Raw genomic sequence first — 23104 nt, 5'->3', positions numbered from 1 at the left:
CGTCCGGAGCGGTCAGGAGGACGGCGCAGACGCCCGTGGAGGCCCGGAGAGCCGTCAGGAAGACGGCGCAGACGCCCGTGGAGGCCCGGAGAGCCGTCAGGAAGACGGCGCGGACGCCCGTGGACCGTCCGGAGGGGGCCGTCAGGAAGACGCGTAGACGCTCATACAGAACGCCTTGATCTGCTCGTCCGACAGGTGCTGCGCCAGCTCGGCCTCGCTGATCATGCCGACGAGCCGCTTCTCCTCGATGACGGGGAGCCGCTTGATCCGGTGGCTCTGCATCTCCTCCAGGACGGCGCCCACGTCGGCGTCCGACTCGACCCAGCGCGGGGTGCCCTTGGCCATCTCGCCGCAGGTCACCTTGGACGGGTCGTGGCCCATGGCCACGCAGCCGACGACGATGTCGCGGTCCGTGAGGATGCCGCAGAGACGTTCGTTCTCGTCGGCGATGGGCAGCGCGCCCACGTTCATGTCGCGCATGAGCTGCGCGGCGCGGTCGAGCGTCTCGTGAGCCGGGATCCACCGGGCCCCGGTGTGCATGATGTCCTTCGCCGTGGTCATGGGGTCGCGTACCTTTCGTCGTCGAACGTCGTACGAATCCCCGAGCCCACCCATTGTCGGCGCACGGCACGGCCCCCGCGACCGCAGCGGGTCACGGGGGCCGTACGGCCTCTGCTCACGGGCCCGGGATCAGGCCCCGCGCTCCTTCAGCATGTCCGCCATCAGCAGCATCTCGGACTTCTGCGCGTCGACCATGCCCTGGGCGAGCGAGCGCTCGACGCCCACGGTGCACTTCTGCACGCACCCCTCGGCCATGTGGACCCCGCCTCTGTGGTGCTCGGTCATGAGCTTCAGGTACAGGACCTCGGCCTCCCGGCCACTGGCCTTCCGGAGCTCCTCGATCTGCGTCTTGGTCGCCATGCCCGGCATGAGCGCCCCGTCCAGCGGACCGGCGTCGCCCGAGCCGCCCATGCCCATCCAGGTCATCGGCTCGACGCCGGACTCGGTCTTGGGCAGCCCCCACAGGTCGAGCCAGCCGAGCATCATGCCCCGCTGGTTGGCCTGCGTGTTCGCGATGTCGTACGCGAGCCGGCGCACGGCCTCGTCCTTCGTCCGGTCCCGGACGATGAACGACATCTCGACGGCCTGCTGGTGGTGGACCGCCATGTCCCGGGCGAACCCGGCGTCCGCCGACGTGGAGACGGGGGCGGCGGGCGCCTCGTCGCGGTCCGCGGAGGCGACGGTCACCGCGCCCCCGGCGAAGAGCACCGCGAGGGCGACGGCGGCGATCGCCGCCCCCTGCGTGCGGTTCGGCCTCACTGGCCCATCCCGGCGCCGCCCGCACCCGCCGCGTCGAGCCCGCCCGTGCAGGCCGCGCCCGGCTCCGGGGTCTGCGGGCCCTGCACGTACTTGGTGAAGAAGGCGTCGACGCGCGGGTCGTCCGCGCCGTCCACGGTCACCTGCTTGCCCCAGGCGGACAGCATGATCGCGCCGGCCTGGTCGTCCACGGGGCTCATCAGCGTGTACTTGGTCTTGCCGACCTTCGCGGCCAGCTTCTCCACGTCGCCCTTGGGGGCCTGCTTGTTGTACGTCACCCAGACGGCGCCGTGCTCGAGCGAGTGCACGGCGTTCACGTCCGGGACCGGCTTCGTGTAGACGTCGCCGTCGCAGTTCATCCAGACCTGGCTGTGGTCACCGCCGACCGGCGGCTTCATGTCGTACTTCACGGCCGTCTGGACGTGGTTGCGGCCGAGCTTGGCGGGGTCCCAGCTCTTCTCGGCGGAGATCGGGGCCTTGGCGGCGGCTTCCTTCTTGTCCTGCTCGTCGGACTTCTTCATCAGCACGAAGCTGCCGAAGCCGACGAGGCCGAGCACGACGACGGTCGAGACGCCGATCGTGATCAGGCGGTTGCGGCGCTCACGGGCCTGCTCGGCGCGGCGCATCTCCTCTATTCGGGCGCGGCGGTCGGCGTTGGCGGAGCGGTTGGCGGCCATGGTGGTGTCGTCCTTCTTCGGGAGGTGGGGGTGGGGTTCGGTACGGGCACGGACGTGCGGCGGCGGGGACGGAGGGCCGCCCCGTCACCCGCCTACGTGCGGAGAACCTGAAGGACGTGCAGGTCCGGCGCGCGCGGCCGGACGCCGGAGCGGCGCGCCGGCCCGTCGCCGGAGACCGGGGCGAGGCGCGGAAGCCCGTCCGCCGCCTGGAGCGGGGGATCGAGCGCGGGCGCGCCGAGCACCGCGGGGGAGGGGGACGGGAAGAGGGAGCAGCCGCCGCGGTCGTACGGGCAGACGTACTCGACGGCGACGGCGTTCGCCGCCGCCCGCACCCGCTGCTCCGGGGCCGGCCCGTGGTGGGACTCCGCCCCCGGCCCGGTCCCCAGACAGAAGGAGAGCGCGGCGAGGAGCGTCGCCACGGCACTCACCAGTGCCATGGGACGCGCGTGCCGGGACGGGCGTACGAGCCGTGGGGCCCCCATGGGCGGAGATCGTAGTGGGCGAACGCCCTCCGTGGGCCGAACGGGGTACCACCGGATGCCGGACGACGGGAGCGGACCGGGGGACGGGGGCCAGGATCGGGCCCTCCCCCGTTACCTGAGTCACAACCGAGCAGGCAGTATGGGTGTGCAACGTGCGCGAAACCATGTGGTGGGATGCTCAGGTGCCCCCGATGTGCCCGAGGCGGTGGGATCAGGCGGCCTGACCAGCGAGGATGGGTGTGGAAATGGACAAGCAGCAGGAATTCGTGCTCCGTACGCTCGAAGAGCGCGACATCCGCTTCGTGCGCCTGTGGTTCACCGACGTGCTCGGCTTCCTCAAGTCGGTGGCCGTGGCGCCGGCCGAACTGGAGCAGGCCTTCGACGAGGGCATCGGCTTCGACGGCTCCGCGATCGAGGGCTTCGCCCGCGTCTACGAGTCGGACATGATCGCCAAGCCGGACCCGGGCACGTTCCAGATCCTGCCGTGGCGCGCGGAGGCGCCGGGCACGGCCCGGATGTTCTGCGACATCCTGATGCCGGACGGCTCGCCGTCCTTCGCGGACCCGCGCTACGTCCTGAAGCGGGCCCTGGCCAAGACCTCGGACCTGGGCTTCACCTTCTACACCCACCCCGAGATCGAGTTCTTCCTCCTGAAGGACAAGCCGCTCGACGGCTCCCGGCCCACCCCGGCCGACAACTCGGGCTACTTCGACCACACCCCGCAGAACGTCGGCATGGACTTCCGCCGCCAGGCGATCACCATGCTGGAGTCGATGGGCATCTCGGTGGAGTTCTCCCACCACGAGGGCGCGCCGGGCCAGCAGGAGATCGACCTCCGCTACGCCGACGCGCTCTCCACGGCCGACAACATCATGACGTTCCGCCTGGTCATGAAGCAGGTCGCCCTCGAACAGGGCGTCCAGGCCACCTTCATGCCGAAGCCGTTCTCGGAGTACCCGGGCTCGGGCATGCACACCCACCTCTCCCTCTTCGAGGGCGACCGGAACGCCTTCTACGAGTCGGGCGCCGAGTACCAGCTCTCCAAGGTGGGCCGCTCCTTCATCGCGGGCCTCCTGAAGCACGCGGGCGAGATCTCGGCCGTCACCAACCAGTGGGTCAACTCCTACAAGCGCATCTGGGGCGGCTCCTCCCGCACGGCCGGCTCGGGCGGCGAGGCCCCCTCGTACATCTGCTGGGGCCACAACAACCGCTCGGCCCTCATCCGGGTCCCCATGTACAAGCCGGGCAAGACGGGCTCCTCGCGCGTCGAGGTCCGCTCCATCGACTCGGGCGCCAACCCGTACCTGACCTACGCCGTCCTCCTCGCGGCCGGCCTCAAGGGCATCGAGGAGGGCTACGAACTCCCGGCCGGCGCCGACGACGACGTCTGGGCCCTCTCCGACTCGGAGCGCCGCGCGATGGGCATCGAGCCCCTCCCGCAGAACCTCGGCGAGGCGATCTCCCTGATGGAGCGCAGCGAACTGGTCGCGGAGACCCTGGGCGAGCACGTCTTCGACTTCTTCCTGCGCAACAAGAAGCAGGAGTGGGAGGAGTACCGCTCGGAGGTCACGGCGTTCGAGCTGCGGAAGAACCTGCCGGTGCTGTAGCGGCGGCCGGAGCGGGCGAAGCTCCGAACCCGCGGTCGGGGCCGGCGGTCGGAAACCGCCGGCCCCGACGCGTTCCGCCCGGGGCCTCGCAAGGGGTCGGCGGGCCCGCCACGAGGACCTGACGAGGAGCACGGGACGTGGGAAGTCTGTTGAGGGGCGTCTCCGGGGTCCGCTGGGGAGAGCTGCGCGACGCGACGGGGGCCGCTGCCGGCGGTGTTCCTCCGCTGCTGTCCCGGATCGCGTACGGGGACGAGAGCACGGCCCGTGCCGCCGTCGACGACCTGGGCGACGCGCTCTGCGCGCTGGGGTTCGTCGTCGGCGAGGCGACGGCTCCCGCGGTCCCGTTCCTTCTCGAACTGGCCGGCTCCCCGCACGTGGCGTGCAAGGCCGAGTTGCTGGAGCTGCTGGGGAGCATCTGCCGGGCCGACCAGTGGCACTCCGCCGCCGCGGCGACCCGGGGCCGGGGGAGCGACGTGGACTACCGGCGGCAGACCGGCTGGGAGACGGCCGCGAGGGCAGCGGTCCACGCGGGCCGACCGACCGTCGAGGGCCTCGCCTCGTCCGTACGGCCGGAGGAGGCCACACCCGCGCGGAAGCTGTTGCGGGTGCTGGACGGCGCCCCACCGTTCCCGGAGCCGTGAACGGCCGTCGCGAGACGGTCCACAGCGGGCTGCTGACGCGCGGCCCGGACGAGGAGGAGCCGGTTGTCCGGTGGTCGGTGGCCGGGCTCCGCAAGTACGGTCCGGGCATGTGCACTTACGCCTTCGTCCACTACAAGCTGCACTACGTGTGCGTCTCGTGCCGGATCGGTTTCAAGCGGCACCCGAACGGCGCCGGGCATCCGTGTCCCCGCTGCTCCGAGCCGATGCTGTGCGCCGGGCACGACTTCGCGGCGCCCCGGCGCAGTGACCGGAAGGCGTGGTCGGTCGTCGCGGTGGTGCTCGGGGCCGGGCTCCGGTACGAGGGGTTCGAGGGGTGCGGGTGCGGGCGGGAGCCGAAGTTCCGGCCCCGGACGCGGGCCCAGGTGCGGGCCCGGCGCATCGCCGCCGCCCGGACCGGCGCTCCGTTCGCGGAGGTGCTCGGGCGGGTCGAGCCGTCGGAGCCGCGCTGAGGCCGGGGCGTTGTCGGTGGGCGGTGGCATGCTCGGCGCATGGAGAACTGGGTCGAGTCCATGGGCGGGCCGCTCGTCGTGGTGCCGGTGTCGGGGCTGCGGGAGTGGGGCGGGGGTACGGGCGACTGGGTTCTCGTCGGCGAGGGGACGGTGGTGGACGACTACGACCGGGCCTGCGCGGTGCGGGATTACGCCGGGGTGATCGAGAAGAACGTCCTCGTGCTCGGGGGCGAGCCCGCCACCACGCGGTACCTGTCCGAGCGGCGGGCCTTCGTGCGGTGGATCGGAGCCGACTCCGAGGAGGAGTTGGTCGCCGCCGCCGAGGCCCTGCTGGACGACCCCCGTACCCCCTGGGAGGAGTACGGGGTCTGGGAGACCGACGGGGCCGCCGTGCTGATGGACTCCGCCGAGGCCGGGGCCGATCTCGGGACGCCGTACCCCGGTGGCACGGAGATGCCGCAACAGGCCGACGTCGACATACCGGCGGGGCGGTGGCGGGTCGGGGCCCACCACTCGACCGAGGGGGCCGCCTGGGTCGGTGTGGTGCGGCTCCTGGCCTGCTGAAATCCGTTGCCCGGGGCGCGGCGGGTGATCACACTTCCGGGGTGAACATCTCCTCCGTCGCCACCGCGCGGCTTCTCCTGCACCCCTTGACCGTCGACGTCGCCGAGCGGATCGTCGCGCGGACGCCCCTCGCCGGGGACCTCTGGGCGGAGGGGTATCCCCAGGACGGGGACGTGCGGGGGTGTGGCGGGTTTCTGCGGGGCGTTGCCGAGCGTGGGGATCCCGGGGTCTTCCGTGCTTATGAGATACGGCTTCCCGAGAGCGGGCTCGCCGTCGGTGGCATCGGGTTCCACGGGCCGCCCGACGAGGTCGGGGTCGTGACCGTGGGGTACGGGATCGTGCCCGGCGCACGCGGGAAGGGGTACGCCTCCGAGGCCCTGCGCGCGCTCCTCAAAATCGCCCGGGTGGCCGGCGTCGCCGGGGTCAAGGGGGACGCCGACCTGGACAACCCGGCCTCGCACCGGGTCATGGAGGCCGCCGGGATGCGGTGCGTCGCGGAGAGCGACGGGCTCCGGCACTTCTATCTGGCGTTCTGAGGGCCCGGCATCCGGGGTTCTGAGGGCCCGGTCGGGCGGTGTTCAGCGTTCCGACAGCTCCGACGGTGCCTCCTGGACCACCCAGCCGTTGCCGTCCGGGTCCTCGAAGGTCATGAACGAGTTCCAGGTGCCGCCCTTCCCCTCCTCCCAGCCCGTCGCGCCGACGTGCATCACGGGGGAGACCTCGACGCCCCGGTCCACCAGCTCCTTCCGCGCCGCCTCGATGTCCGTGACGCAGAGCTGGAGGCCGTGCAGGCCGCCCGGGGGCGTCTGCCTCGTGCCCGGCATCGGCGGCATCCCGCTCAGCAGCGCGATCGAACAGCGCGAGCCCGGCGGCGTCGCCTGGACGATCCGCGTGCCGGGGGCCACCTCGTCGTCCAGGTCGACGGTGAAGCCGCACTTCTCGCCGTAGAACTCCTTCGACCGGTCCATGTCCGTGACGGGGACCGGAACCACTTCCAGTGTCCAGTTCATGGGTTCTCCTCTTCCGTTTCCCGGGCTCCGAGGGGCCGGAATGCCGAAGGTCGGGCTCTTTCACCGTCGCCCACCCGGGCAGGCCGCGCACCTCGACCTGACGGAAAATCGTCGTTCCCGTCGTCCGGTTCTCGCACCGGGAGGGTCCGCCGGGGTGGGAATGCTCCCCCTTGTTCCTTGTTGTTCCGTTGCCGATCGTCAACTGGCCCGCATCTTCTGCCTGCTGTGCGGAATTGATCGCGATTGAGGGCTCCTGCGACACACAACCTCCCTATAGTGAGCCAGCGTTGATCACATGAACGCGACACGTGCGGCTGTCGCCACAGGAGTCGGGAGTTCAGGACTCATGACGCGCCCCCCTTCCGAGCAGCCGCCCCCCGGGTGCCCCGCGCACACGGGCACGGCCCCCGCCGTTCCGCTCGACGGGCCCGGGTTCCAGGTCGACCCCCAGGCCCTCTACCGCGCCATGCGGCGCGACCACGGGCCCGTCGTCCCCGTCGAGCTGCCGGGCGGGGTGCCCGCCTGGCTGGTCATCGGGTACCGCGAGCTCCACCGGGTCACCAGCGACGGCGAGCTGTTCCCGCGCGACGTGGGCCTGTGGAACCAGTGGCCGCACATCCCCGAGGACTGGCCGCTGCTCCCGATGGTCGGACAGCCCATGCCGTCCATCTACTTCACCGCGGGGGAGGAGCACCGGCGGCACGTCCGGATGGTGGTCCCCGCCCTGGAGGGCGCCGACCCGTTCGAGATCCGCGGGCACTGCGAGCAGCTCGCCGACCGGCTCGTCGACGCCGTGTGCGGCCGCGGCACGGCCGACCTCGTGGCCGACTTCTGCGAGCCCCTGCCCGTCCTCGTCCTCGCGCGCCTCGTCGGCTTCCCCGACGCCGAGGGCGAGGACATCGCCAAGGTGTTGAAGGACCTGGCCGACGGCGGACCGGGCGCGCACGGCGCCCACCAGCGGTTCGGCGAGCACATGGCGCGCCTGGTCGCCGCCAAGCGGGCCGCGCCCGGGAACGACGTCACCTCCCGCATGCTCGCCTTCCCCGAGGCGTTCACCGACGAGGAGTACGTGCTCGACCTGATGGCCGTCACGGCCGCCGGGCACCTCACCACCGCCGACTGGCTCGGCAACTCCCTGCGCCTGATGCTCACCGAGGACGCGTTCGCCGACTCGATGGCCGGCGGCCGGCGCAGCGTCTCCGAGGCCACCACCGAGGTGCTCTGGGAGGACGCCCCCACCCAGATCCTCGCCGGACGCTGGGCCGTGCGGGACACCCGGCTCGGCGGGCAGCACATCAGGGCCGGGGACATGCTGCTGCTCGGCCTCGGCGCGGGCAACACCGACCCGCTGATCCGCCAGGGCGCCCACGGCGCCCACGGGGGCGGCGGCGCGCACCTGGCGTTCAGCCACGGCGAGTACCGGTGCCCCTTCCCCGCCCAGGAGATCGCCGAGATCGTCGTCCGCACCGGCATCGAGGTCCTCCTCGACCGGCTGCCCGACCTCGAACTCGCCGTCCCCGCCGGGGAGCTCGTCCGGCGGCCCTCCGCCTTCCTGCGCGGCACCACCTCGCTCCCCGTCCGGTTCACCCCCGTTCGTACGACAGGAGACCTCTCGTGAACTGCCCCCACGCCGCCGCCGCGCGGGCCGCCGCCCAGGACGGCGGGACCGTCGTCATCGACCCGATGGTCCAGGACCTGGACGGCGAGACGGCGCGGCTGCGCGACGCCGGTCCGCTGGCCCGGATCGACCTGCTCGGAGTGCCCGCCTGGGCCGTCACCCGGCACGCCGACGCCCGGCGGCTCCTGGTCGACCCCCGGCTCGTGAAGGACCTCGACGCCTGGGGCCTGTGGCGCAGCGGCGAGGTCACGCACGCCTGGCCGCTCATCGGGATGATCGACGCCGGGCGGTCCATGTTCACCGTCGACGGCGCCGAGCACCGCCGGCTGCGGGCCAAGACCTCCCAGGCGCTCACCCCGCGCCGCCTCGAAGCGATACGCCCCGACATCGAGGAGTTCACCGCCGAACTCCTCGACGCCCTGGAGGAGGGCGGGAGGGACGGGGCCGTCGTCGACCTCAAGTCCGTGTTCGCCCAGCCGCTGCCCATGAAGGTCGTCGGCATGCTGATGGGCGTCGACCCCGCCGCGAACGCCATGCTCACCCGGCAGTACAAGAAGTTCTTCTCGATGCTCACCCCGCAGGACGAGCGCCTCGCCCTCCTCGCCGACCTGGACGTCTTCTACGCCGGTCTCGTCCGCGAGAAGACCGCGCGGCCCACCGACGACCTGACCTCCGCGCTCATCCTCGCCGACGAGGGCGGCGAGCCGCTCACCGAGGAGGAGGTCGTCGGCAACCTCAAGGCGATGGTCGCCGCCGGGCACGAGACCACGATCGGCCTCATCCTCAACGCCGTACGGGCCCTGCTCGCCCACCCCGACCAGCTGAAGCTGGTCCTGGACGGGGAGGTCTCCTGGGAGGCCGTCATCGAGGAGACCCTGCGCTGGGACACCCCGACCACCCACCTCCTCATGCGGTTCGCCACCGAGGACATCGAGGTGGGCGACGGGATCGTCGCCGAGGGCGAGGGCGTGGTCATCTCCTACCGCGCGATCGGGCGCGACCCCGAGCAGCACGGGTCCGACGCCGACGCGTTCGACATCACCCGGACCGCCCCGATCCGGCACATGACCTTCGGCCACGGCCCGCACATCTGCCCCGGCGCCGCCCTCTCCCGCGTCGAGGCCGGGATCGCCCTGCCCGCCCTCTTCGCGCGCTTCCCTCGGCTGCGGCTCGCGGTCGCGGACGCCGACCTCCGCAAGCTGCCCGTGATGACGCAGAACGACATGGAGGCGTTCCCCGTCCTCCTCGGCGGCTGACCCCGGGCGGCCGGCGGTCGGGCGCCCGCTGGCCGGGTGCCCGTCGGTCGGGTGCCCGTCGTCCGGGCCCCGGGGCCGAAAAGCCCCGGGACCGGCCTCGGGGCCGAAGCCTCGGAACCGGCCCCGAGGCCGAAAGGCCCCGGCTCAGCGTCCCGTCGGCGTCCAGTGCAGCCGCCCGTCCAGGCCCATCGCCGCGACCCCGTCCGTCCCCGCGGTCGGCGCCCCCGCGAACAGGAACCGGTCCAGCGTCCACACCGGCCGCGTCCCGGCCCCCTTCTTCCCCGTCCCCGCCCCGCCGTGCGACGCCGTCGCCAGGAAGCCGGTGCGGGAGCGGACCGCGAGGAGGCCGTCGCCGCCGCTCACCGGGCCGAATCCGGCGACCCCGGTGCCCGGCAGCTCCGTGAACGGCGAGGCCGGGCCCGTACCCGAGAAGTCGGCGCTGCGCAGGTCGCCGGAGGCCGGCTTGCGGAACCAGAGCCGCACCCCGTCGCCGTGCGGCGCCGCGCTCAGCGCCAGCGTCGTCTGGGGCAGACCGGTCGGGGCCAGGGCCGTCAGCGGCCCGCCGGGACGCCGCTGGGCCCAGGCGAGCACGGTCTTCGTGGTGCTCGCGAAGACGTACCCCCGTCCGCTCGCGTCGGTCGCCGCCACCGGATCGCCGATCACGTTCGCACCGCCCAGGAGGCGCCACGGCCCCCACGCCCCGTCGGCCCGCTGCTCGCGGAAGGTGAGGACGCGGCGGCTGTCCCGCACGGCCAGGACCGCCCGGCCGTCGGCGCCCACGGCCACGGCGGGCGCGCTGATGTCCGAGGCGCCCGAGGCGTCGTTCCGCTCGGGGGTGCCGAGCGCGCGCCACGGGCCGAAGCCGCCGCCCGGCGCGGTCTGGGTCGTGCTCACCACCTCACGGCGGTAGTCCTTCAGGACCGTCCGGGTCCCGTAGACGGAGACGCGGCCGTCGGGCAGGACCACGGAGGTGACCCCGGCGTCGACGCCGTCGCCGGGCAGCAGCTCCGGACCCCGCCACGCGACGGCGTCCGCCGCCTTGCGCCAGACCCCGAGGCGCCCGTCGAGGACGGAGAAGGCGAGCAGACCGCCGTCCGGCTCCCGCTGCACCCAGGAGGTGGAGGTGCCCCGGGAGTACCGGACGGTCTGGGTCCAGCCCCGTCCGGCGGGCCGCGCGGCCACCTTCAGGTCGCCGCAGCCCGCGAGGGTCCCGCAGTCCGCGACCCCGTCCAGCCACGCGTACGTCTTCAGGGTCTTCAGCTTCGCGCCCGCGGCCTCGGCATCGAGGGTGTGCGGTAGGGCGCCGGTCGGATAGCCGAGGTAGTTCTGCACGGCGACGTGCGGGTGGCCGGGCCGCTTCGCGTACCGGGCCAGCGCCTCCTGCAGGAACCGGGCCCCGTACAGGTGGTCCTGGTGGTCCCGGTACACCCCCGACCCCGGGTGCGTGCCGGGGGTCGGGTCCTGCATCCGCACGAAGGTCGGCCGGAAGCGCTCCAGGAGCCCGGTCATCGTCGCGACGACCTGCTCCCTGGTGTACGAGAAGTCGGCGGCGACCGGAGTGCCGGCGGACCGCTGGGAACCGAGCGCGGGCACGCGGCCGTGCCAGAGGCCGTTGAGGCTGCGCGGGCGGTCGCCGCTGATCGAACCGGCCTCGTGCATCTGCAACCACACCAGCTTGACCTGCGGTTTCGCACGCAGGGTGTCCAGCTCGGCCCACGCGCCGCCGGCCGTGGGGATCGCGACCCGGTCCCAGGGGCTGGTCCTGCTGCCCGTCGCCATCTCGGCGTACGCGGCGCGTATGCCGTTCTGCCGGGCCTCGGCGTAGCCCGCCTTGTCGGCCGCCGGCTTGGCGGCGTCGCGCGGGCGCGCGTTGACGCCGTCCGACTCGCCCGCGGTGAGGTAGACGGAGGCCAGCGGGCCGTCGGAGTGGAGCGACTGGGATATGTCCGGGTTCATGAAGAACAGGTCGTCGTCCGGGTGCGCGACGACCTGCATCACCGAGGCCGAGGACGGCGGGGCCGGTACGGGCTTCGCCGCCGTCTTCCGGCCCGCCGGGGCGCCGGTGGCCGCCTCCGGTTCCGCGGGCACGCGGGGCCCGGGAACCCTCGCGGCCGTTCCCGGCCCCGTGACCGCTCCGGATCCCCCGGCGGTCCCGGATCCCCCGGCCGTCCCGGATCCCCCGGCGGTCCCGGATCCCCCGGCCGTCCCGAACTCCGGGACCGCCCGCGCGCCGGTTATCGCGTGCGCGTTCGTCGCCGTGCGCGCCTCCGGCCCCTCCTGCGCGCCCGTCATCGAGAGGATCCCGGTGAGGGCGCCGCCCACCAGGGCGGCCGTGACCACGGTCGCGGTGGCCGCGCGGCGGGACGGGAGGTCGGAGGTGCGGGGACGACGGGGACGGCGGAGGCGGACGGGCATGGGTCGGGGACGCGCTTTCGGATCGAGCGGACGGAACGCATGGAACGGAGGGGCCGGACGGAAGGGCCCGGACGGCGAGGTCGAACGGAGAGGTCGAACGGAAGGGCCGGGCGGAGAGGTCGGATGGAGGGAGCAGAGGGCCGAACGGACGGAACGGGCGGGTCGAACGGACGGGCGGACGAGTCCCGCGGTCGGCAAGACGGACTTTCAAGAAATACGGTTCATCCGACCGGAAAAGCGACCGATGTGCGGGATGTCACGTGTGATCCGTTTCGAACCGAAGGCCTGCGCGCCCCCGTCCTCCGCGCCGGATAGGCTCGATCCCCCGGGCTCGCCCCAGCTCGGACGTGCTCGGAGGGAGCGGCGGAATGACGGTGCCGGGACGCAGGAGCAGCACGTTCACACGCCTGCTGCGGCACGGGTTCACCGACCCCTCGGGAGCCGAGCGGCTCCTCGACGTGCCCGAACTGTCCGAGCTGCGCGGCGACTCCGTCCTCCTCGACGCCCTCGGCGCCACCGCCGACCCCGACCTCGCCCTGCGCGGCCTGGTCCGGCTCGTCGAGGCGCAGCCCGAGGCCGAGCGGCAGCGGTTCACCACCACGCTGCTCTCCGCCAAGCCCTTCCGCGACCGGCTCCTCGGCGTGCTCGGCGCCTCCGAGGCGCTCGCCGACCACCTGGCCCGCCACCCCCGCGACTGGGAGACCCTCGTCACGTACGAGGCGGCCGACCTGCATCCGGGGGTCGCCGAGTTCGAGCGGGGGCTCGCCGACGCGACCGACCCGGTCGCGCTGCGGGTCGCCTACCGCCGCTGCCTGCTCGCCATAGCGGCCCGCGACGTGTGCGGCACCACCGACGTCGCCCAGGCCGCCGCCGAGCTGGCCGACCTGGCGACGGCGACCCTGCGCGCCGCGCTCGCCATCGCCGAGGCCGCCGCGCCCGCCGACGCCGCCCAGTGCCGGCTCGCGGTGATCGCGATGGGCAAGTGCGGCGGCCACGAGCTGAACTACGTCTCCGACGTCGACGTGATCTTCGTCGGGGAGCCGGCCGACGGCGCCGACGAGGGCAAGGCGATCCAGGCGGCGACCCGTCTCGCCTCCCACCTGATGCGGATCTGCTCCGAGACCACCGTCGAGGGCACCATCTGGCCGGTCGACGCCAACCTGCGCCCGGAGGGCCGCAACGGCCCGCTCGTCCGCACCCTCTCCTCCCACCTCGCCTACTACCAGCGCTGGGCGAAGACCTGGGAGTTCCAGGCCCTCCTGAAGGCGCGCGCGGTCGCGGGCGACCGGGAGCTCGGCGAGCGGTACATCGAGGCCGTCTCGCCGCTCGTCTGGCAGGCCGCCGAGCGCGAGAACTTCGTCCCCGACGTGCAGCGGATGCGCCGCCGGGTCGTCGACAACATCCCGGCCGCCCAGATCGACCGCGAGCTGAAGCTCGGCCCCGGGGGCCTGAGGGACGTCGAGTTCGCCGTCCAGCTCCTCCAGCTCGTGCACGGCCGCAGCGACGCCACCCTGCACAGCGGCGCCACCCTCGACGCGCTCGCGGCCCTCGCCGCCGGCGGCTACGTCGGCCGGGCCGACGCGGCCCAGCTCGACGAGGCGTACCGCTTCCTGCGGGCCATGGAGCACCGCATCCAGCTCTACCGGCTGCGCCGCACCCACCTCGTCCCCGAGGACGAGGCCGACCTGCGCCGCCTCGGCCGCTCCCTCGGGCTGCGCACCGACCCGGTCGCCGCGCTCACCAAGGAGTGGCGGCGGCACGCGGCCGTCGTCCGCCGGCTGCACGAGAAGATCTTCTACCGCCCGCTGCTCGACGCCGTCGCCCAGCTCGCCCCCGGCGAGATCCGGCTCAGCCCGAAGGCGGCCGGGCAGCGGCTCGAAGCGCTGGGGTACGCGGACCCCGCCGCCGCCCTGCGCCACCTGGAGGCGCTGTCCTCCGGGGTCAGCCGGAAGGCCGCGATCCAGCGGACCCTGCTGCCCGTGCTGCTCGGCTGGTTCGCGGACTCGGCCGACCCGGACGCCGGGCTCCTCGGCTTCCGCAAGGTCTCCGACGCCCTCGGCAAGACCCCCTGGTACCTGCGGCTGCTCCGCGACGAGGGGGCCGCCGCCGAGAACCTCGCCCGGGTCCTCTCCGCCGGGCGGCTCGCCCCCGACCTGCTGCTCCGCGCCCCCGAGGCGGTCGCGATCCTCGGCGACCCGGAGGGCCTGAAGCCGCGCGACCGGGGCCATCTGGAGCAGGAGGTCCTGGCGGCGGTCGGGCGCGCGGACGACGCCGAGCAGGCGGTCGCGGCGGCGCGCGGGGTGCGCCGCCGGGAGCTGTTCCGCACCGCGGCGGCCGACCTCATCGGCTCGTACGGCACCGAGGACAGCCCCCGCGAGCCCGACCCGGGCGCGCTCGTCGACCGGGTGGGGGAGGCCGTCACCGACCTCAACGCGGCCACGATCGCGGGCGCGCTGCGGGCCGCCGTGCGCGCCGAGTGGGGCGAGGAGCTGCCGACCCGGTTCGCGGTCATCGGCATGGGCCGCTTCGGCGGCCACGAGGTGGGGTACGGCTCCGACGCCGACGTGCTGTTCGTGCACGAGCCGCGCGAGGGCGTCGACGAGCAGGAGGCGGCCCGGGCCGCGAACCGGGTGGTCACCGAGATGCGGCGGCTCCTCCAGCTGCCCACCGCCGACCCGCCGCTGCTGATCGACGCGGACCTCAGGCCGGAGGGCAAGAGCGGCCCCATGGTCCGCACCCTGAAGTCGTACGCCGCCTACTACCACCGCTGGTCGCTCGTCTGGGAGAGCCAGGCGCTGCTGCGCGCCGAGCACATGGCGGGCGACGGGGACCTCGGCGAGCGGTTCGTCGAGCTGATCGATCCGCTGCGGTACCCGGCCGAGGGGCTCGGGGAGGACGCGGTCCGCGAGATCCGCCGCCTCAAGGCCCGGATGGAGTCCGAGCGGCTGCCGCGCGGCGCCGACCCGACGCTCCACGCCAAGCTGGGGCGCGGCGGCCTGAGCGACGTCGAGTGGACGGTCCAGCTCCTCCAGATGCGGCACGGCTGGGCCGAGCCGGGGCTGCGGACGACCCGTACCCGCGAGGCGCTCGCCGCCGCCCACGCGGCCGGACTCGTCCCCACGGAGGAGGCGCAGATCCTGGACGAGGCGTGGGTCCTCGCCACCCGCGTCCGCAACGCGGTGATGCTGGTGCGCGGCCGCCCCGGCGACACCTTCCCCTCCCAGCCGCGCGAACTCGCGGCGGTCGGGCGGTACCTGGGGTACGAGTCGGGCCACGTCGGCGAGATGGTCGACGACTACCGGCGGATCACCCGCCGGGCCAGGGCGGTCGTCGAGGAGCTGTTCTACGGGGCGTGACGCCTCCGGCGGGGGAGGCGTGCGGAGGTCCTACGGCGCGTCGAGCAGCGTCCGCACGTGCGCCAGGTACCCCGTCAGCGCCAGCTCGAACGCCTGGTTCGCGCGGCCCTCCGGGACCGCGCCCAGGGCGCGGGCCAGGCGCGGGGTGGCCGTCTCGTCGGCGAGTTCCCACATCGACTCGGGGGCGGCCAGGTCGAGGGCCGAGCCCAGGACGAGGTTCTCCAGGGCGATGATCACGGGCATGACGTCCGGCAGGGCGAACCCCGCGTCGAGCAGCCGGCCCACGGCCTTCTCGTACTGGGCGAGGACCTTCGGCGCGCGCACCGGTGAGGTCATGAGGAGCGGGATCGCGCGCGGATGGGCGGCGAAGGCGGCCCGGTAGGAGCGGGCCCAGGCGACGAGCGCCTCGTCCCAGGGGTCCAGGTCCAGGGTCCCGCCGTCGATGCCGGCGGCCACCCGCTCGCGGAGCAGCTCCACGATCCCGTCCCGCCCGTCGACGTGGTGGTAGACGGAGGCCGTCTGCACCCCGAGCCGCTTCGCGATCTGCGGGACGCTGAACTCGCCCCGCTCGTCCACGACTTCGAGCGCCGTGGCGGCGATGCGCTCCCGGTCGAGGAGGGGTCTGCGCGGCCGGCCCATGGGGCGTCACTTCCTGTCCGGGTTCCCGTCGGATTCCCGTCGGGTCTTCCCGAACGGTCGGAGCCGAGGCTACATTGCGCGAACCGAAAGCCTTTAGGTTTACGTCCGGCCGGACATCCCGACACACCTGCCACCCGCCACCGGAAGGCCCTCCCCAGCCATGTCCGCACCCGCCCCACCCGCTCCCGGCGCGCCCCCGGGACTGAGGACCGGCACCCTCACCACCGCCGACGTCTCCTTCTTCGTCGTCTCCGCCGCCGCCCCCCTCACCGTCATGGCCGGCGTCGCCCCCGTCGCCATCCTGCTCGGCGGCATCGGCGCCCCCGTCGGCTACCTCCTGGCCGGCCTCACCCTCACCGTCTTCGCCGTCGGCTTCACCACCATGAGCCGCCACGTCCGCAGCGCCGGCGCCTTCTACGCGTACATCGCGCGCGGCCTCGGCACCCCGATCGGCATCGCCGCCGCCCTCGTCGCCATGCTCGGCTACAACGGCATGGAGATCGGGGTGTACGGGCTCCTCGGCTCCGCCACCTCGGACACCGCCGCCGCCCTCGGCCACGGCGTCCCCTGGCTGCCGGTCTCCCTCGCCGGCCTGCTCCTCGTCTGGTACGGCGGCTACCGCTCCATCGACTTCGGCGCCAAGGTCCTCGGCGTCCTCCTCGTCGCCGAGACCGGCATCCTCGTCCTCCTCGCCGGCGGCGTCCTGCTCGACGGCGGGGCCCACGGCCTCTCCCTCGGCGGCCTCGCCCCCGCCCACGTCCTCACCGGCGGCACCGCCGCCGTCCTGGCCTTCGCCTTCGCCGCCTTCAGCGGTTTCGAGTCCACCGTCATCTACCGGCGCGAGGCCCGCGACCCCGCCCGCACCATCCCCCGCGCCACCTACGCCGCGGTCGCCTTCCTCGGCCTCTTCTACGCCTTCGTCGTCTGGACCGTGATCCAGGCCTTCGGCGAGGACAAGGTGGTCCGGGCCGCCGCCGACGACCCCGGCGGCCTCTTCTTCGCCGCCATCACCACCTACGTCGGAGCCTGGGCCGCCGACCTGATGCACGTCCTCATCGTCACCAGCGTCCTGGCCTCCCTGCTCGCCTTCCACAACGCCATCAACCGCTACACCCTCGCCCTCGCCGAGGAGGGCGTCCTGCCGGAGGCCCTCGGCCGGATCCACCCCCGCCACCGCTCCCCGTACGTCGCCGGGGCCGCCCAGACCGTGCTCGGCGCCGTCGTCGTCCTCGCCTTCGCGCTCGCCGGAGCCGACCCGTACCAGCAGCTCCTGCTCTGGGTGAACACCCCCGGGATGCTGGGCCTGATGCTCCTCCAGCTCCTCGCCGCGCTCGCCGTGCCCTGCTTCTTCCGGCGGATCGACCACCGCGAGGGCGTCCTGCGGACCGTCGTCGCCCCCCTCACCGCCTTCGTCCTCCTCGCCGCCGCGATCGTCCTCGTCGCCGCCCACGTCGACCTCTTCACCGGCGCCACGACCACGGTCGACACCGTGCTCGTCTCCCTCGTCCCCGCCGTCTTCCTCCTCGGGCTCCTCCTGGCGCGCCGGCTCCGCCGCACCCGCCCCGAGGTCTACGCCCGCTTCGCCGCCGAACCGTCCGAAACCGGAGACCTCCCGTGTCCGCACCCGACCTCGTCCTCGTCGACGCCCGCGTCCGCGCCCCCGAACTCACCGGCCACACCGCCGTCGCCGTCCGCGACGGGCTGATCACCGCCCTCGGCACCGACGCCGAGGCCCGCGCCTGGGCCGGACCCGGCACCGAGACCGTCGACCTGGCCGGCGCCACCCTCGTCCCCGGCCTCACCGACGCCCACAGCCACCCCGTCTGGGGCCTGGAGATGACCGCCGGAACCGACCTCTCGGCCGTCACCGACCTCGACGGGCTGCGGGCGGGGCTCCGGGCCGCCGAGCGCCGCGACGGCTGGGTCCTCGGCTTCGGCCTCGACCACAACGCCTTCGGCGGCCGGCCCGTCCACCACGACCTGATCGAGGACGCCCTCGACGGCGCCCCCGCCCACCTGCGCCTCTACGACGGGCACTCCGCCCTCGTCAGCGCCGCCGCCCTCGGGGCCGCCGGCATCGACGGGCCCCGGGCCTTCGCCCAGCACGCCGAGATCGTCTGCGGTCCCGACGGGCGCCCCACCGGACACCTGATCGAGCACGCCGCCATGGACCTGGTGTCCCCGGTCCTGCCCGTCCTGCCGTACGCCGAGCGCCGCGACCGGCTCGTCGCCCTGCTCACCGCCATGGCCGCCACCGGCCTCGCCTCCGCCCACGTCATGGACCTCGGCGGACACGACGTCCCCGGCCTGCTCGCCGCGATCGAGGAGGACGGCGACCTGCCGCTGCGGCTGCGCCTCGCCCCCTGGTGCATGCCCGGCGTCACCGACGACGAGCTCGACGGTCTCGTACGGCTCCAGGAGCGGGCCGGCCGGCTGTGGCGGATCGGCGGGGTGAAGTTCTTCATGGACGGCACCGTCGAGGGCGGCACCGCCTGGCTGGAGCACGCCGACTGCCACGGCCGGGGCACCGACGCCTTCTGGCCCGACCCGGCCGCGTACTCCGCCGCCGTGGCCCACCTCCACCGCGCCGGGGTCGGCACCGCCACCCACGCCATCGGCGACGCGGCCGTCCGCCACGCCCTCGACACCGTCGAAGCCCTCGGCACGGGAGGCCCCCGGCACCGGATCGAGCACATCGAGACCGTCCCCGACGACCAGCTCGGGCGCTTCGCCGCGCTCGGCGTCGCCGCCTCGATGCAGCCCCCGCACACCGCGTACACCCGCGCCGACCACACCGACGAGTGGTCCTCGCGCCTGGGGGAGGAGCGGGCCGGGCGCGCCTGGCGCTGCCGCGACCTGCGGGACGCCGGGGCGCACCTCGCGCTCGGCTCCGACTGGCCCATCGCCCACCACGACGCCCGGCAGGTCCTCGCCACCGCCCGCGCCCCGCGCGGCGCGGCCTCGGCCCGGCACGGGCTCACGGGCCTGATGGCCCTGGAGGGGATGACCACGCACGCGGCGTTCGCGGCGGGTGAGGAGGCGGTCGCGGGCCGGATCGCCCCCGGCTTCCGGGCCGACCTCACCGCCTTCGCCCTGGACCCGGTGGAGGCCCCGGCGGACGAGACCGCCGGGGCCCCGGTCCGGCTCACCGTCGCGGGCGGCCGGATCACGTACCGGGGGAACTGAAGAGGGGGCGGCTAGCGCCGGGAGTCGACCGGCCGTTCCAGATCGCCCTCGCGGTCCGCCTCCGGGACCGGGCCGCCGTGCGCGACCACGCCCACGGGCTCCACCGGCTCCACCAGCTTCGGCAGCCGGTGGGGCCGCGAGCCGTACCAGAAGTACGAGACGGCGAAGCCGAAGCCCAGGCAGATCATGCCGCCGACCGCGTCCAGCCAGAAGTGGTTGGCGGTGGCCACGATGACGACGAGGGTCGCCGTCGGGTAGAGCAGGCCCAGGATCCGCGCCCAGGGCGCCTTCGCGAGCAGGAAGATCGTGATCCCGCACCAGAGCGACCAGCCGATGTGCATCGACGGCATCGCCGCGTACTGGTTCGACACGTGCTTGAGGTTCCCCGAGGCCATCGAGCCCCAGGTCTGGTGGACCAGGACCGTGTCGATGAAGTCCTGGCCGTTCATGAGCCGCGGCGGCGCGAGCGGGTACAGGTAGTAGCCGACCAGGGCCACGCCGGTGGTCGCGAACAGGACCGTGCGGAACGCCGCGTAACGGCCCGGCTGCCATCGGTACAGCCACACCAGCACACCGATGGTCACGACGAAGTGCAGCGTCGCGTAGTAGTAGTTCATCGTCACGATCAGCCACGTCACCGAGTTCACGGCGTGGTTGACGGTGTGCTCGAAGGCGAGCCCGAGGGACTCCTCGGCCCGCCAGATCCAGTCGGCGTTCCTGAGCGCCTGGGCCTTCTGCTCCGGCACCGCGTTGCGGATGAGGGAGTACGTCCAGTAGCTCACCGCGATGAGCAGGATCTCGAACCAGATGGTGGGACGCCGGGGCACGCGCGTGCGCAGCCGCGACAGCCTGCCGTCGGCCGCGATGGGTGACGACGGGGTCGTCCGGTTGTCCACACTCTTCACGGTCGTTTCACCCATGGGAGGAGAGTCTGCCAGATGGCCGCCCCCGACCGATCATCCCAAGGTCGGGCCCGGTGCGCACCCGGTCGGTCTCAGGAAGGAGGCCTGACGGAGGACGGCGCGGAGGCGGTGGAGCCCCGGACCACCAGCTCGGGCATGAAGACGAATTCGGAGTGCGGGGCCGGGGTGCCGCCCACCTCTTCGAGCAGCGCGCGGACCGCGGCCTGCCCCATCGCCTGCACCGGCTGCCGGATGGTGGTCAGCGGCGGATCGGTGAACGCTATGAGGGGGGAGTCGTCGAAGCCGACGACGGAGACGTCCCTCGGCACGTCGAGCCCCTGCTGCCGGGCCGCCCGGATCGCGCCGAGCGCCATCATGTCGCTCGCGCAGACGACCGCCGTGCAGCCGCGCGCGATCAGCGCGCCCGCCGCGGCCTGGCCGCCCTCCAGGGTGTACAGGGAGTGCTGGATCAGCTCCTCGGACTCCTCCGGGGCGAGGCCGAGCCGCTCCTCCATGCCCTTCTGGAAGCCCTCTATCTTGCGCAGCACCGGCACGAACCGCTTCGGCCCGACGGCGAGCCCGATCCGGGTGTGCCCGAGCGCGGCCAGGTGCGTCACCGCGAGCCGCATCGCGGCCCGGTCGTCGGGCGACACGAAGGGCGCCTGCACCTTGGGCGAGAAGCCGTTGAGGAGGACGTACGGGACGCCCTTGCCGCGCAGCCGGTCGTAGCGGGACATGTCGGCGGTGGTGTCGGCGTGCAGCCCCGAGACGAAGATGACGCCGGCGACGCCGCGCTCCACCAGCATGTCGGTCAGCTCGTCCTCGGTGGACCCGCCGGGGGTCTGGGTGGCGAGGACCGGGGTGTACCCCTGCCGGGTCAGGGCCTGCCCGATGACCTGCGCCAGGGCGGGGAAGATCGGGTTGTCCAGCTCGGGGGTGATGAGGCCGACGAGCCCCGCGCTGCGCTGCCGCAGGCGCACGGGCCGCTCGTAGCCGAGCACGTCGAGCGCGGCGAGGACGGATTCGCGGGTGGCGGTGGCCACGCCGGGCTTTCCGTTGAGCACGCGGCTGACTGTGGCCTCACTGACCCCCGCCTGGGCTGCGATGTCGGAGAGCCGCGCGGTCATGGAAGTGGACTGTACCGGTCACGGGGCGTATTGCCCACCGCCCCGGCGCACCCCGTCCGCCATGGCCGGGAGTCGCCCTTCTGCAAGGTCTTGCAGTTCTTGCGGGGCGTACCGGAGGTGCGTCAGGGGCGCGCGAGGTGCGGAAGGGCGCACTCCCGCCCCTGTCAAGCGACCCGTCGGCAACCTTAGGGACACGCGGATGTAACGATCCCCGGGTCTTGCAGAAAAATCCCGCAAGGTCTTTCGGCTCGTTTTCATCCCTGTTACGTTCCTGCCAACCCGGAGCGCCGCGAGGGAGCGGTCGCATGAGGAAGGTTCCAGCCCCTCGTCCCCCCGGGATCAGTTGAAGGAGTTCACATGCGGCGTGGCATAGCGGCCACCGCGCTGGTCGCGGCCCTGGGCGTGACCCTGGCGGCCTGCGGGAGCGGCGACAGCGGTTCCGACAACGGCGGCTCGAAGGGCTCGGGCGAGCTCTCCGGCACCGTGACCTGGTGGGACACCTCCACGGTCGGCTCCGAGGACAAGGTCTTCAAGAAGATCGCCGAGGGCTTCACCAAGAAGCACCCCAAGGTCACCGTCAAGTACGTGAACGTGCCCTTCGGCGAGGCGCAGAACAAGTTCAAGAACGCCGCGCAGTCCGGCTCCGGCGCGCCCGACGTCATCCGCTCCGAGGTCGCCTGGACCCCCGAGTTCGCGGACCTGGGCTACCTGGCCCCGCTGGAGGGCACCGCGGCCCTCAAGGACGCCGACGACTTCCTGGACCAGGCCGCCGCCTCCACCAAGTACAACGGCAAGACCTACGCCGTCCCGCAGGTCATCGACTCCATGGGCATCTTCTACAACAAGAAGATCTTCAAGGACGCGGGCGTCGAGGTCCCCAAGAGCATCGACGAGCTGAAGACCGTCTCCGCCAAGATCAAGGAGAAGACCGGCAAGACCGGTCTCTACCTGCGCGGCGACGACCCGTACTGGTTCCTCTCCTTCCTGTACGGCGAGGGCGGCGACCTGGTCGACGCCGAGAAGAAGACGGTCACCATCGACGGCGAGCCCGGCGTGAAGGCGCTCAAGGTCGTCAAGGACCTGGTCGACTCGAAGACCGCGATCACCGACGCGACCAACGGCTGGGACAACATGCAGGCCGCCTTCAAGGACGGCAAGGTCGCCATGATGATCAACGGCCCGTGGGCCGTCGCCGACACCTACGCCGGCAAGGAGTTCACGGACAAGGCCAACCTGGGCATCGCCCCGGTCCCGGCCGGCTCCGGCGGCCAGGGCGCCCCGCAGGGCGGCCACAACCTCGCCGTCTACGCGGGCTCCAAGAACCTCGACGCCTCCTACGCCTTCACCGAGTACATGACCTCGGTCGAGACGCAGACCGCCATCGCGAAGGAGCTCAGCCTCCTCCCGACCCGCGAGTCCGTCTACATCAAGCCCGACGTGGCGACCAACGAGATGATCTCCTTCTTCAAGCCGGTCGTGCAGAAGTCCGTCGAGCGCCCGTGGATCCCCGAGGGCGGCAGCCTCTTCGAGCCCGTCAAGGTCGAGTACACCAAGGTCCTCACCGGGCAGACCACCCCCGAGGCCGGCGCCAAGGCGATCGGCGAGTCCTACCGCAAGCTCCTGAAGGACTGGAAGTAAGAAGGAAGGCAGGCCGGCTGATGGCCGTGGACACCACCGGCCAGTCGGTGGCGAAGGCCGCGGGCGACACTGTCGCCCCCGGCCCGGGCCGCCGGACAGGCAAACGCCCGAGCACCCCGGAGCGCACCATCGCCCCCCCCACGGTAGCCGGGGGGGTGGTGGCCCCCCGGGGCGTCGTGATAGGGGGGATAAAAGGCAA

The 23104-nt window shown here is 73.2% G+C and carries 20 protein-coding genes; 11 read left to right on the top strand and 9 right to left on the bottom strand.

Going from position 1 to position 23104, the window contains the following annotated elements; translation table 11 throughout:
* Positions 1-141: 141 nt before the first annotated feature.
* The 4 genes from ACWGSR_RS19850 to ACWGSR_RS19835 form a co-directional block, all read right to left on the bottom strand.
* On the bottom strand, positions 142-561 hold the full coding sequence (locus tag ACWGSR_RS19850; RefSeq protein ID WP_376235908.1) for a CBS domain-containing protein: 420 nt from the start codon (positions 559-561) through the stop codon (positions 142-144).
* A 129-nt stretch (positions 562-690) separates the two neighbouring features.
* Positions 691-1320: a DUF305 domain-containing protein gene (locus ACWGSR_RS19845; protein WP_376235905.1), complete on the bottom strand. Its 630-nt coding sequence runs from the start codon at positions 1318-1320 to the stop codon at positions 691-693.
* Entirely contained in the window at positions 1317-1994 is a 678-nt protein-coding gene (locus tag ACWGSR_RS19840; protein ID WP_376235903.1) for a DUF3105 domain-containing protein, read from the bottom strand. The genes ACWGSR_RS19845 and ACWGSR_RS19840 overlap by 4 nt, the downstream gene beginning before the upstream one ends.
* A 92-nt stretch (positions 1995-2086) precedes the next feature.
* Positions 2087-2431 (bottom strand): hypothetical protein, encoded by a 345-nt coding sequence (locus tag ACWGSR_RS19835; protein ID WP_376235901.1) that lies wholly within the window; start codon positions 2429-2431, stop codon positions 2087-2089.
* Between the two features lie 290 nt (positions 2432-2721).
* On the opposite strand from ACWGSR_RS19835, the gene ACWGSR_RS19830 reads away from it, so the two are divergent.
* The 5 genes from ACWGSR_RS19830 (at position 2722) to ACWGSR_RS19810 (ending at position 6294) form a co-directional block, all read left to right on the top strand.
* Positions 2722-4083, top strand: coding sequence for a glutamine synthetase family protein (locus tag ACWGSR_RS19830; protein WP_125666630.1), 1362 nt, complete (start codon positions 2722-2724; stop codon positions 4081-4083).
* Positions 4084-4220: 137 nt separating this feature from the next.
* Positions 4221-4724, top strand: coding sequence for a hypothetical protein (locus ACWGSR_RS19825; protein ID WP_453567815.1), 504 nt, complete (start codon positions 4221-4223; stop codon positions 4722-4724).
* Positions 4725-4831: 107 nt separating this feature from the next.
* A complete protein-coding gene (locus ACWGSR_RS19820) occupies positions 4832-5194 on the top strand; it encodes a hypothetical protein (RefSeq protein ID WP_453567813.1) in 363 nt (120 codons plus the stop codon).
* Between the two features lie 39 nt (positions 5195-5233).
* Positions 5234-5758 carry an Imm21 family immunity protein gene (locus tag ACWGSR_RS19815; RefSeq protein ID WP_453567811.1) on the top strand — a complete coding sequence of 175 codons (525 nt, stop codon included), beginning with the start codon at positions 5234-5236 and terminating at the stop codon, positions 5756-5758.
* Between the two features lie 41 nt (positions 5759-5799).
* Positions 5800-6294, top strand: coding sequence for a GNAT family N-acetyltransferase (locus ACWGSR_RS19810; protein WP_453567809.1), 495 nt, complete (start codon positions 5800-5802; stop codon positions 6292-6294).
* 42 nt (positions 6295-6336) lie between these two features.
* On the opposite strand, the gene ACWGSR_RS19805 is transcribed toward ACWGSR_RS19810, so the two are convergent.
* Positions 6337-6768: a VOC family protein gene (locus tag ACWGSR_RS19805; RefSeq protein ID WP_435187742.1), complete on the bottom strand. Its 432-nt coding sequence runs from the start codon at positions 6766-6768 to the stop codon at positions 6337-6339.
* Positions 6769-7114: 346 nt separating this feature from the next.
* Between ACWGSR_RS19805 and ACWGSR_RS19800 the strand changes: the two genes are divergently transcribed.
* Both ACWGSR_RS19800 and ACWGSR_RS19795 read left to right on the top strand, forming a co-directional pair.
* On the top strand, positions 7115-8386 hold the full coding sequence (locus ACWGSR_RS19800; protein WP_376235876.1) for a cytochrome P450: 1272 nt from the start codon (positions 7115-7117) through the stop codon (positions 8384-8386).
* On the top strand, positions 8383-9642 hold the full coding sequence (locus ACWGSR_RS19795) for a cytochrome P450 family protein (protein ID WP_453567806.1): 1260 nt from the start codon (positions 8383-8385) through the stop codon (positions 9640-9642). Before ACWGSR_RS19800 ends, ACWGSR_RS19795 begins: the two co-directional genes overlap by 4 nt.
* A gap of 144 nt (positions 9643-9786) precedes the next feature.
* Here ACWGSR_RS19795 and ACWGSR_RS19790 read toward each other — a convergent pair whose 3' ends face one another.
* On the bottom strand, positions 9787-12057 hold the full coding sequence (locus ACWGSR_RS19790) for a PIG-L family deacetylase (protein ID WP_453567804.1): 2271 nt from the start codon (positions 12055-12057) through the stop codon (positions 9787-9789).
* Positions 12058-12425: 368 nt separating this feature from the next.
* Between ACWGSR_RS19790 and ACWGSR_RS19785 the strand changes: the two genes are divergently transcribed.
* Entirely contained in the window at positions 12426-15413 is a 2988-nt protein-coding gene (locus ACWGSR_RS19785; RefSeq protein ID WP_376235867.1) for a bifunctional [glutamine synthetase] adenylyltransferase/[glutamine synthetase]-adenylyl-L-tyrosine phosphorylase, read from the top strand.
* 30 nt (positions 15414-15443) lie between these two features.
* On the opposite strand, the gene ACWGSR_RS19780 is transcribed toward ACWGSR_RS19785, so the two are convergent.
* Positions 15444-16052, bottom strand: a complete 609-nt coding sequence (locus tag ACWGSR_RS19780) for a TetR/AcrR family transcriptional regulator (RefSeq protein ID WP_376235865.1) — start codon at positions 16050-16052, stop codon at positions 15444-15446.
* A gap of 160 nt (positions 16053-16212) precedes the next feature.
* Here ACWGSR_RS19780 and ACWGSR_RS19775 point away from each other — a divergent pair, with 160 nt between their 5' ends.
* Both ACWGSR_RS19775 and ACWGSR_RS19770 read left to right on the top strand, forming a co-directional pair.
* Positions 16213-17757 carry an APC family permease gene (locus tag ACWGSR_RS19775; RefSeq protein ID WP_453567800.1) on the top strand — a complete coding sequence of 515 codons (1545 nt, stop codon included), beginning with the start codon at positions 16213-16215 and terminating at the stop codon, positions 17755-17757.
* On the top strand, positions 17667-19238 hold the full coding sequence (locus ACWGSR_RS19770; protein WP_453567798.1) for an amidohydrolase: 1572 nt from the start codon (positions 17667-17669) through the stop codon (positions 19236-19238). Before ACWGSR_RS19775 ends, ACWGSR_RS19770 begins: the two co-directional genes overlap by 91 nt.
* 11 nt (positions 19239-19249) lie before the next feature.
* On the opposite strand, the gene ACWGSR_RS19765 is transcribed toward ACWGSR_RS19770, so the two are convergent.
* Together ACWGSR_RS19765 and ACWGSR_RS19760 are read right to left on the bottom strand one after the other, a co-directional pair.
* Entirely contained in the window at positions 19250-20158 is a 909-nt protein-coding gene (locus ACWGSR_RS19765) for a phosphatase PAP2 family protein (protein ID WP_376235856.1), read from the bottom strand.
* 74 nt (positions 20159-20232) lie between these two features.
* Positions 20233-21267, bottom strand: a complete 1035-nt coding sequence (locus tag ACWGSR_RS19760) for a LacI family DNA-binding transcriptional regulator (RefSeq protein ID WP_376235853.1) — start codon at positions 21265-21267, stop codon at positions 20233-20235.
* 357 nt (positions 21268-21624) lie between these two features.
* Between ACWGSR_RS19760 and ACWGSR_RS19755 the strand changes: the two genes are divergently transcribed.
* Positions 21625-22905, top strand: a complete 1281-nt coding sequence (locus ACWGSR_RS19755; RefSeq protein WP_376235851.1) for an extracellular solute-binding protein — start codon at positions 21625-21627, stop codon at positions 22903-22905.
* Positions 22906-23104 lie beyond the last annotated feature (199 nt).

The organism is Streptomyces sp. NPDC055632 (genome assembly GCF_053618675.1).
This window is presented reverse-complemented; position numbering and strand designations above follow the sequence as displayed.

Bases quoted from the DNA above. Each gene is read 5' to 3' on its own strand.
- ACWGSR_RS19805 (WP_435187742.1), bottom strand. From the start codon at position 6,768: ATGAACTGGACACTGGAAGTGGTTCCGGTCCCCGTCACGGACATGGAC.
- ACWGSR_RS19830 (WP_125666630.1), top strand. From the start codon at position 2,722: ATGGACAAGCAGCAGGAATTCGTGCTCCGTACGCTCGAAGAGCGCGAC.
- ACWGSR_RS19800 (WP_376235876.1), top strand. From the start codon at position 7,115: ATGACGCGCCCCCCTTCCGAGCAGCCGCCCCCCGGGTGCCCCGCGCAC.
- ACWGSR_RS19780 (WP_376235865.1), bottom strand. From the start codon at position 16,052: ATGGGCCGGCCGCGCAGACCCCTCCTCGACCGGGAGCGCATCGCCGCC.
- ACWGSR_RS19840 (WP_376235903.1), bottom strand. From the start codon at position 1,994: ATGGCCGCCAACCGCTCCGCCAACGCCGACCGCCGCGCCCGAATAGAG.
- ACWGSR_RS19755 (WP_376235851.1), top strand. From the start codon at position 21,625: ATGCGGCGTGGCATAGCGGCCACCGCGCTGGTCGCGGCCCTGGGCGTG.
- ACWGSR_RS19760 (WP_376235853.1), bottom strand. From the start codon at position 21,267: ATGACCGCGCGGCTCTCCGACATCGCAGCCCAGGCGGGGGTCAGTGAG.
- ACWGSR_RS19765 (WP_376235856.1), bottom strand. From the start codon at position 20,158: ATGGGTGAAACGACCGTGAAGAGTGTGGACAACCGGACGACCCCGTCG.
- ACWGSR_RS19850 (WP_376235908.1), bottom strand. From the start codon at position 561: ATGACCACGGCGAAGGACATCATGCACACCGGGGCCCGGTGGATCCCG.
- ACWGSR_RS19815 (WP_453567811.1), top strand. From the start codon at position 5,234: ATGGAGAACTGGGTCGAGTCCATGGGCGGGCCGCTCGTCGTGGTGCCG.
- ACWGSR_RS19820 (WP_453567813.1), top strand. From the start codon at position 4,832: ATGTGCACTTACGCCTTCGTCCACTACAAGCTGCACTACGTGTGCGTC.
- ACWGSR_RS19790 (WP_453567804.1), bottom strand. From the start codon at position 12,057: ATGCCCGTCCGCCTCCGCCGTCCCCGTCGTCCCCGCACCTCCGACCTC.
- ACWGSR_RS19775 (WP_453567800.1), top strand. From the start codon at position 16,213: ATGTCCGCACCCGCCCCACCCGCTCCCGGCGCGCCCCCGGGACTGAGG.
- ACWGSR_RS19835 (WP_376235901.1), bottom strand. From the start codon at position 2,431: ATGGCACTGGTGAGTGCCGTGGCGACGCTCCTCGCCGCGCTCTCCTTC.
- ACWGSR_RS19785 (WP_376235867.1), top strand. From the start codon at position 12,426: ATGACGGTGCCGGGACGCAGGAGCAGCACGTTCACACGCCTGCTGCGG.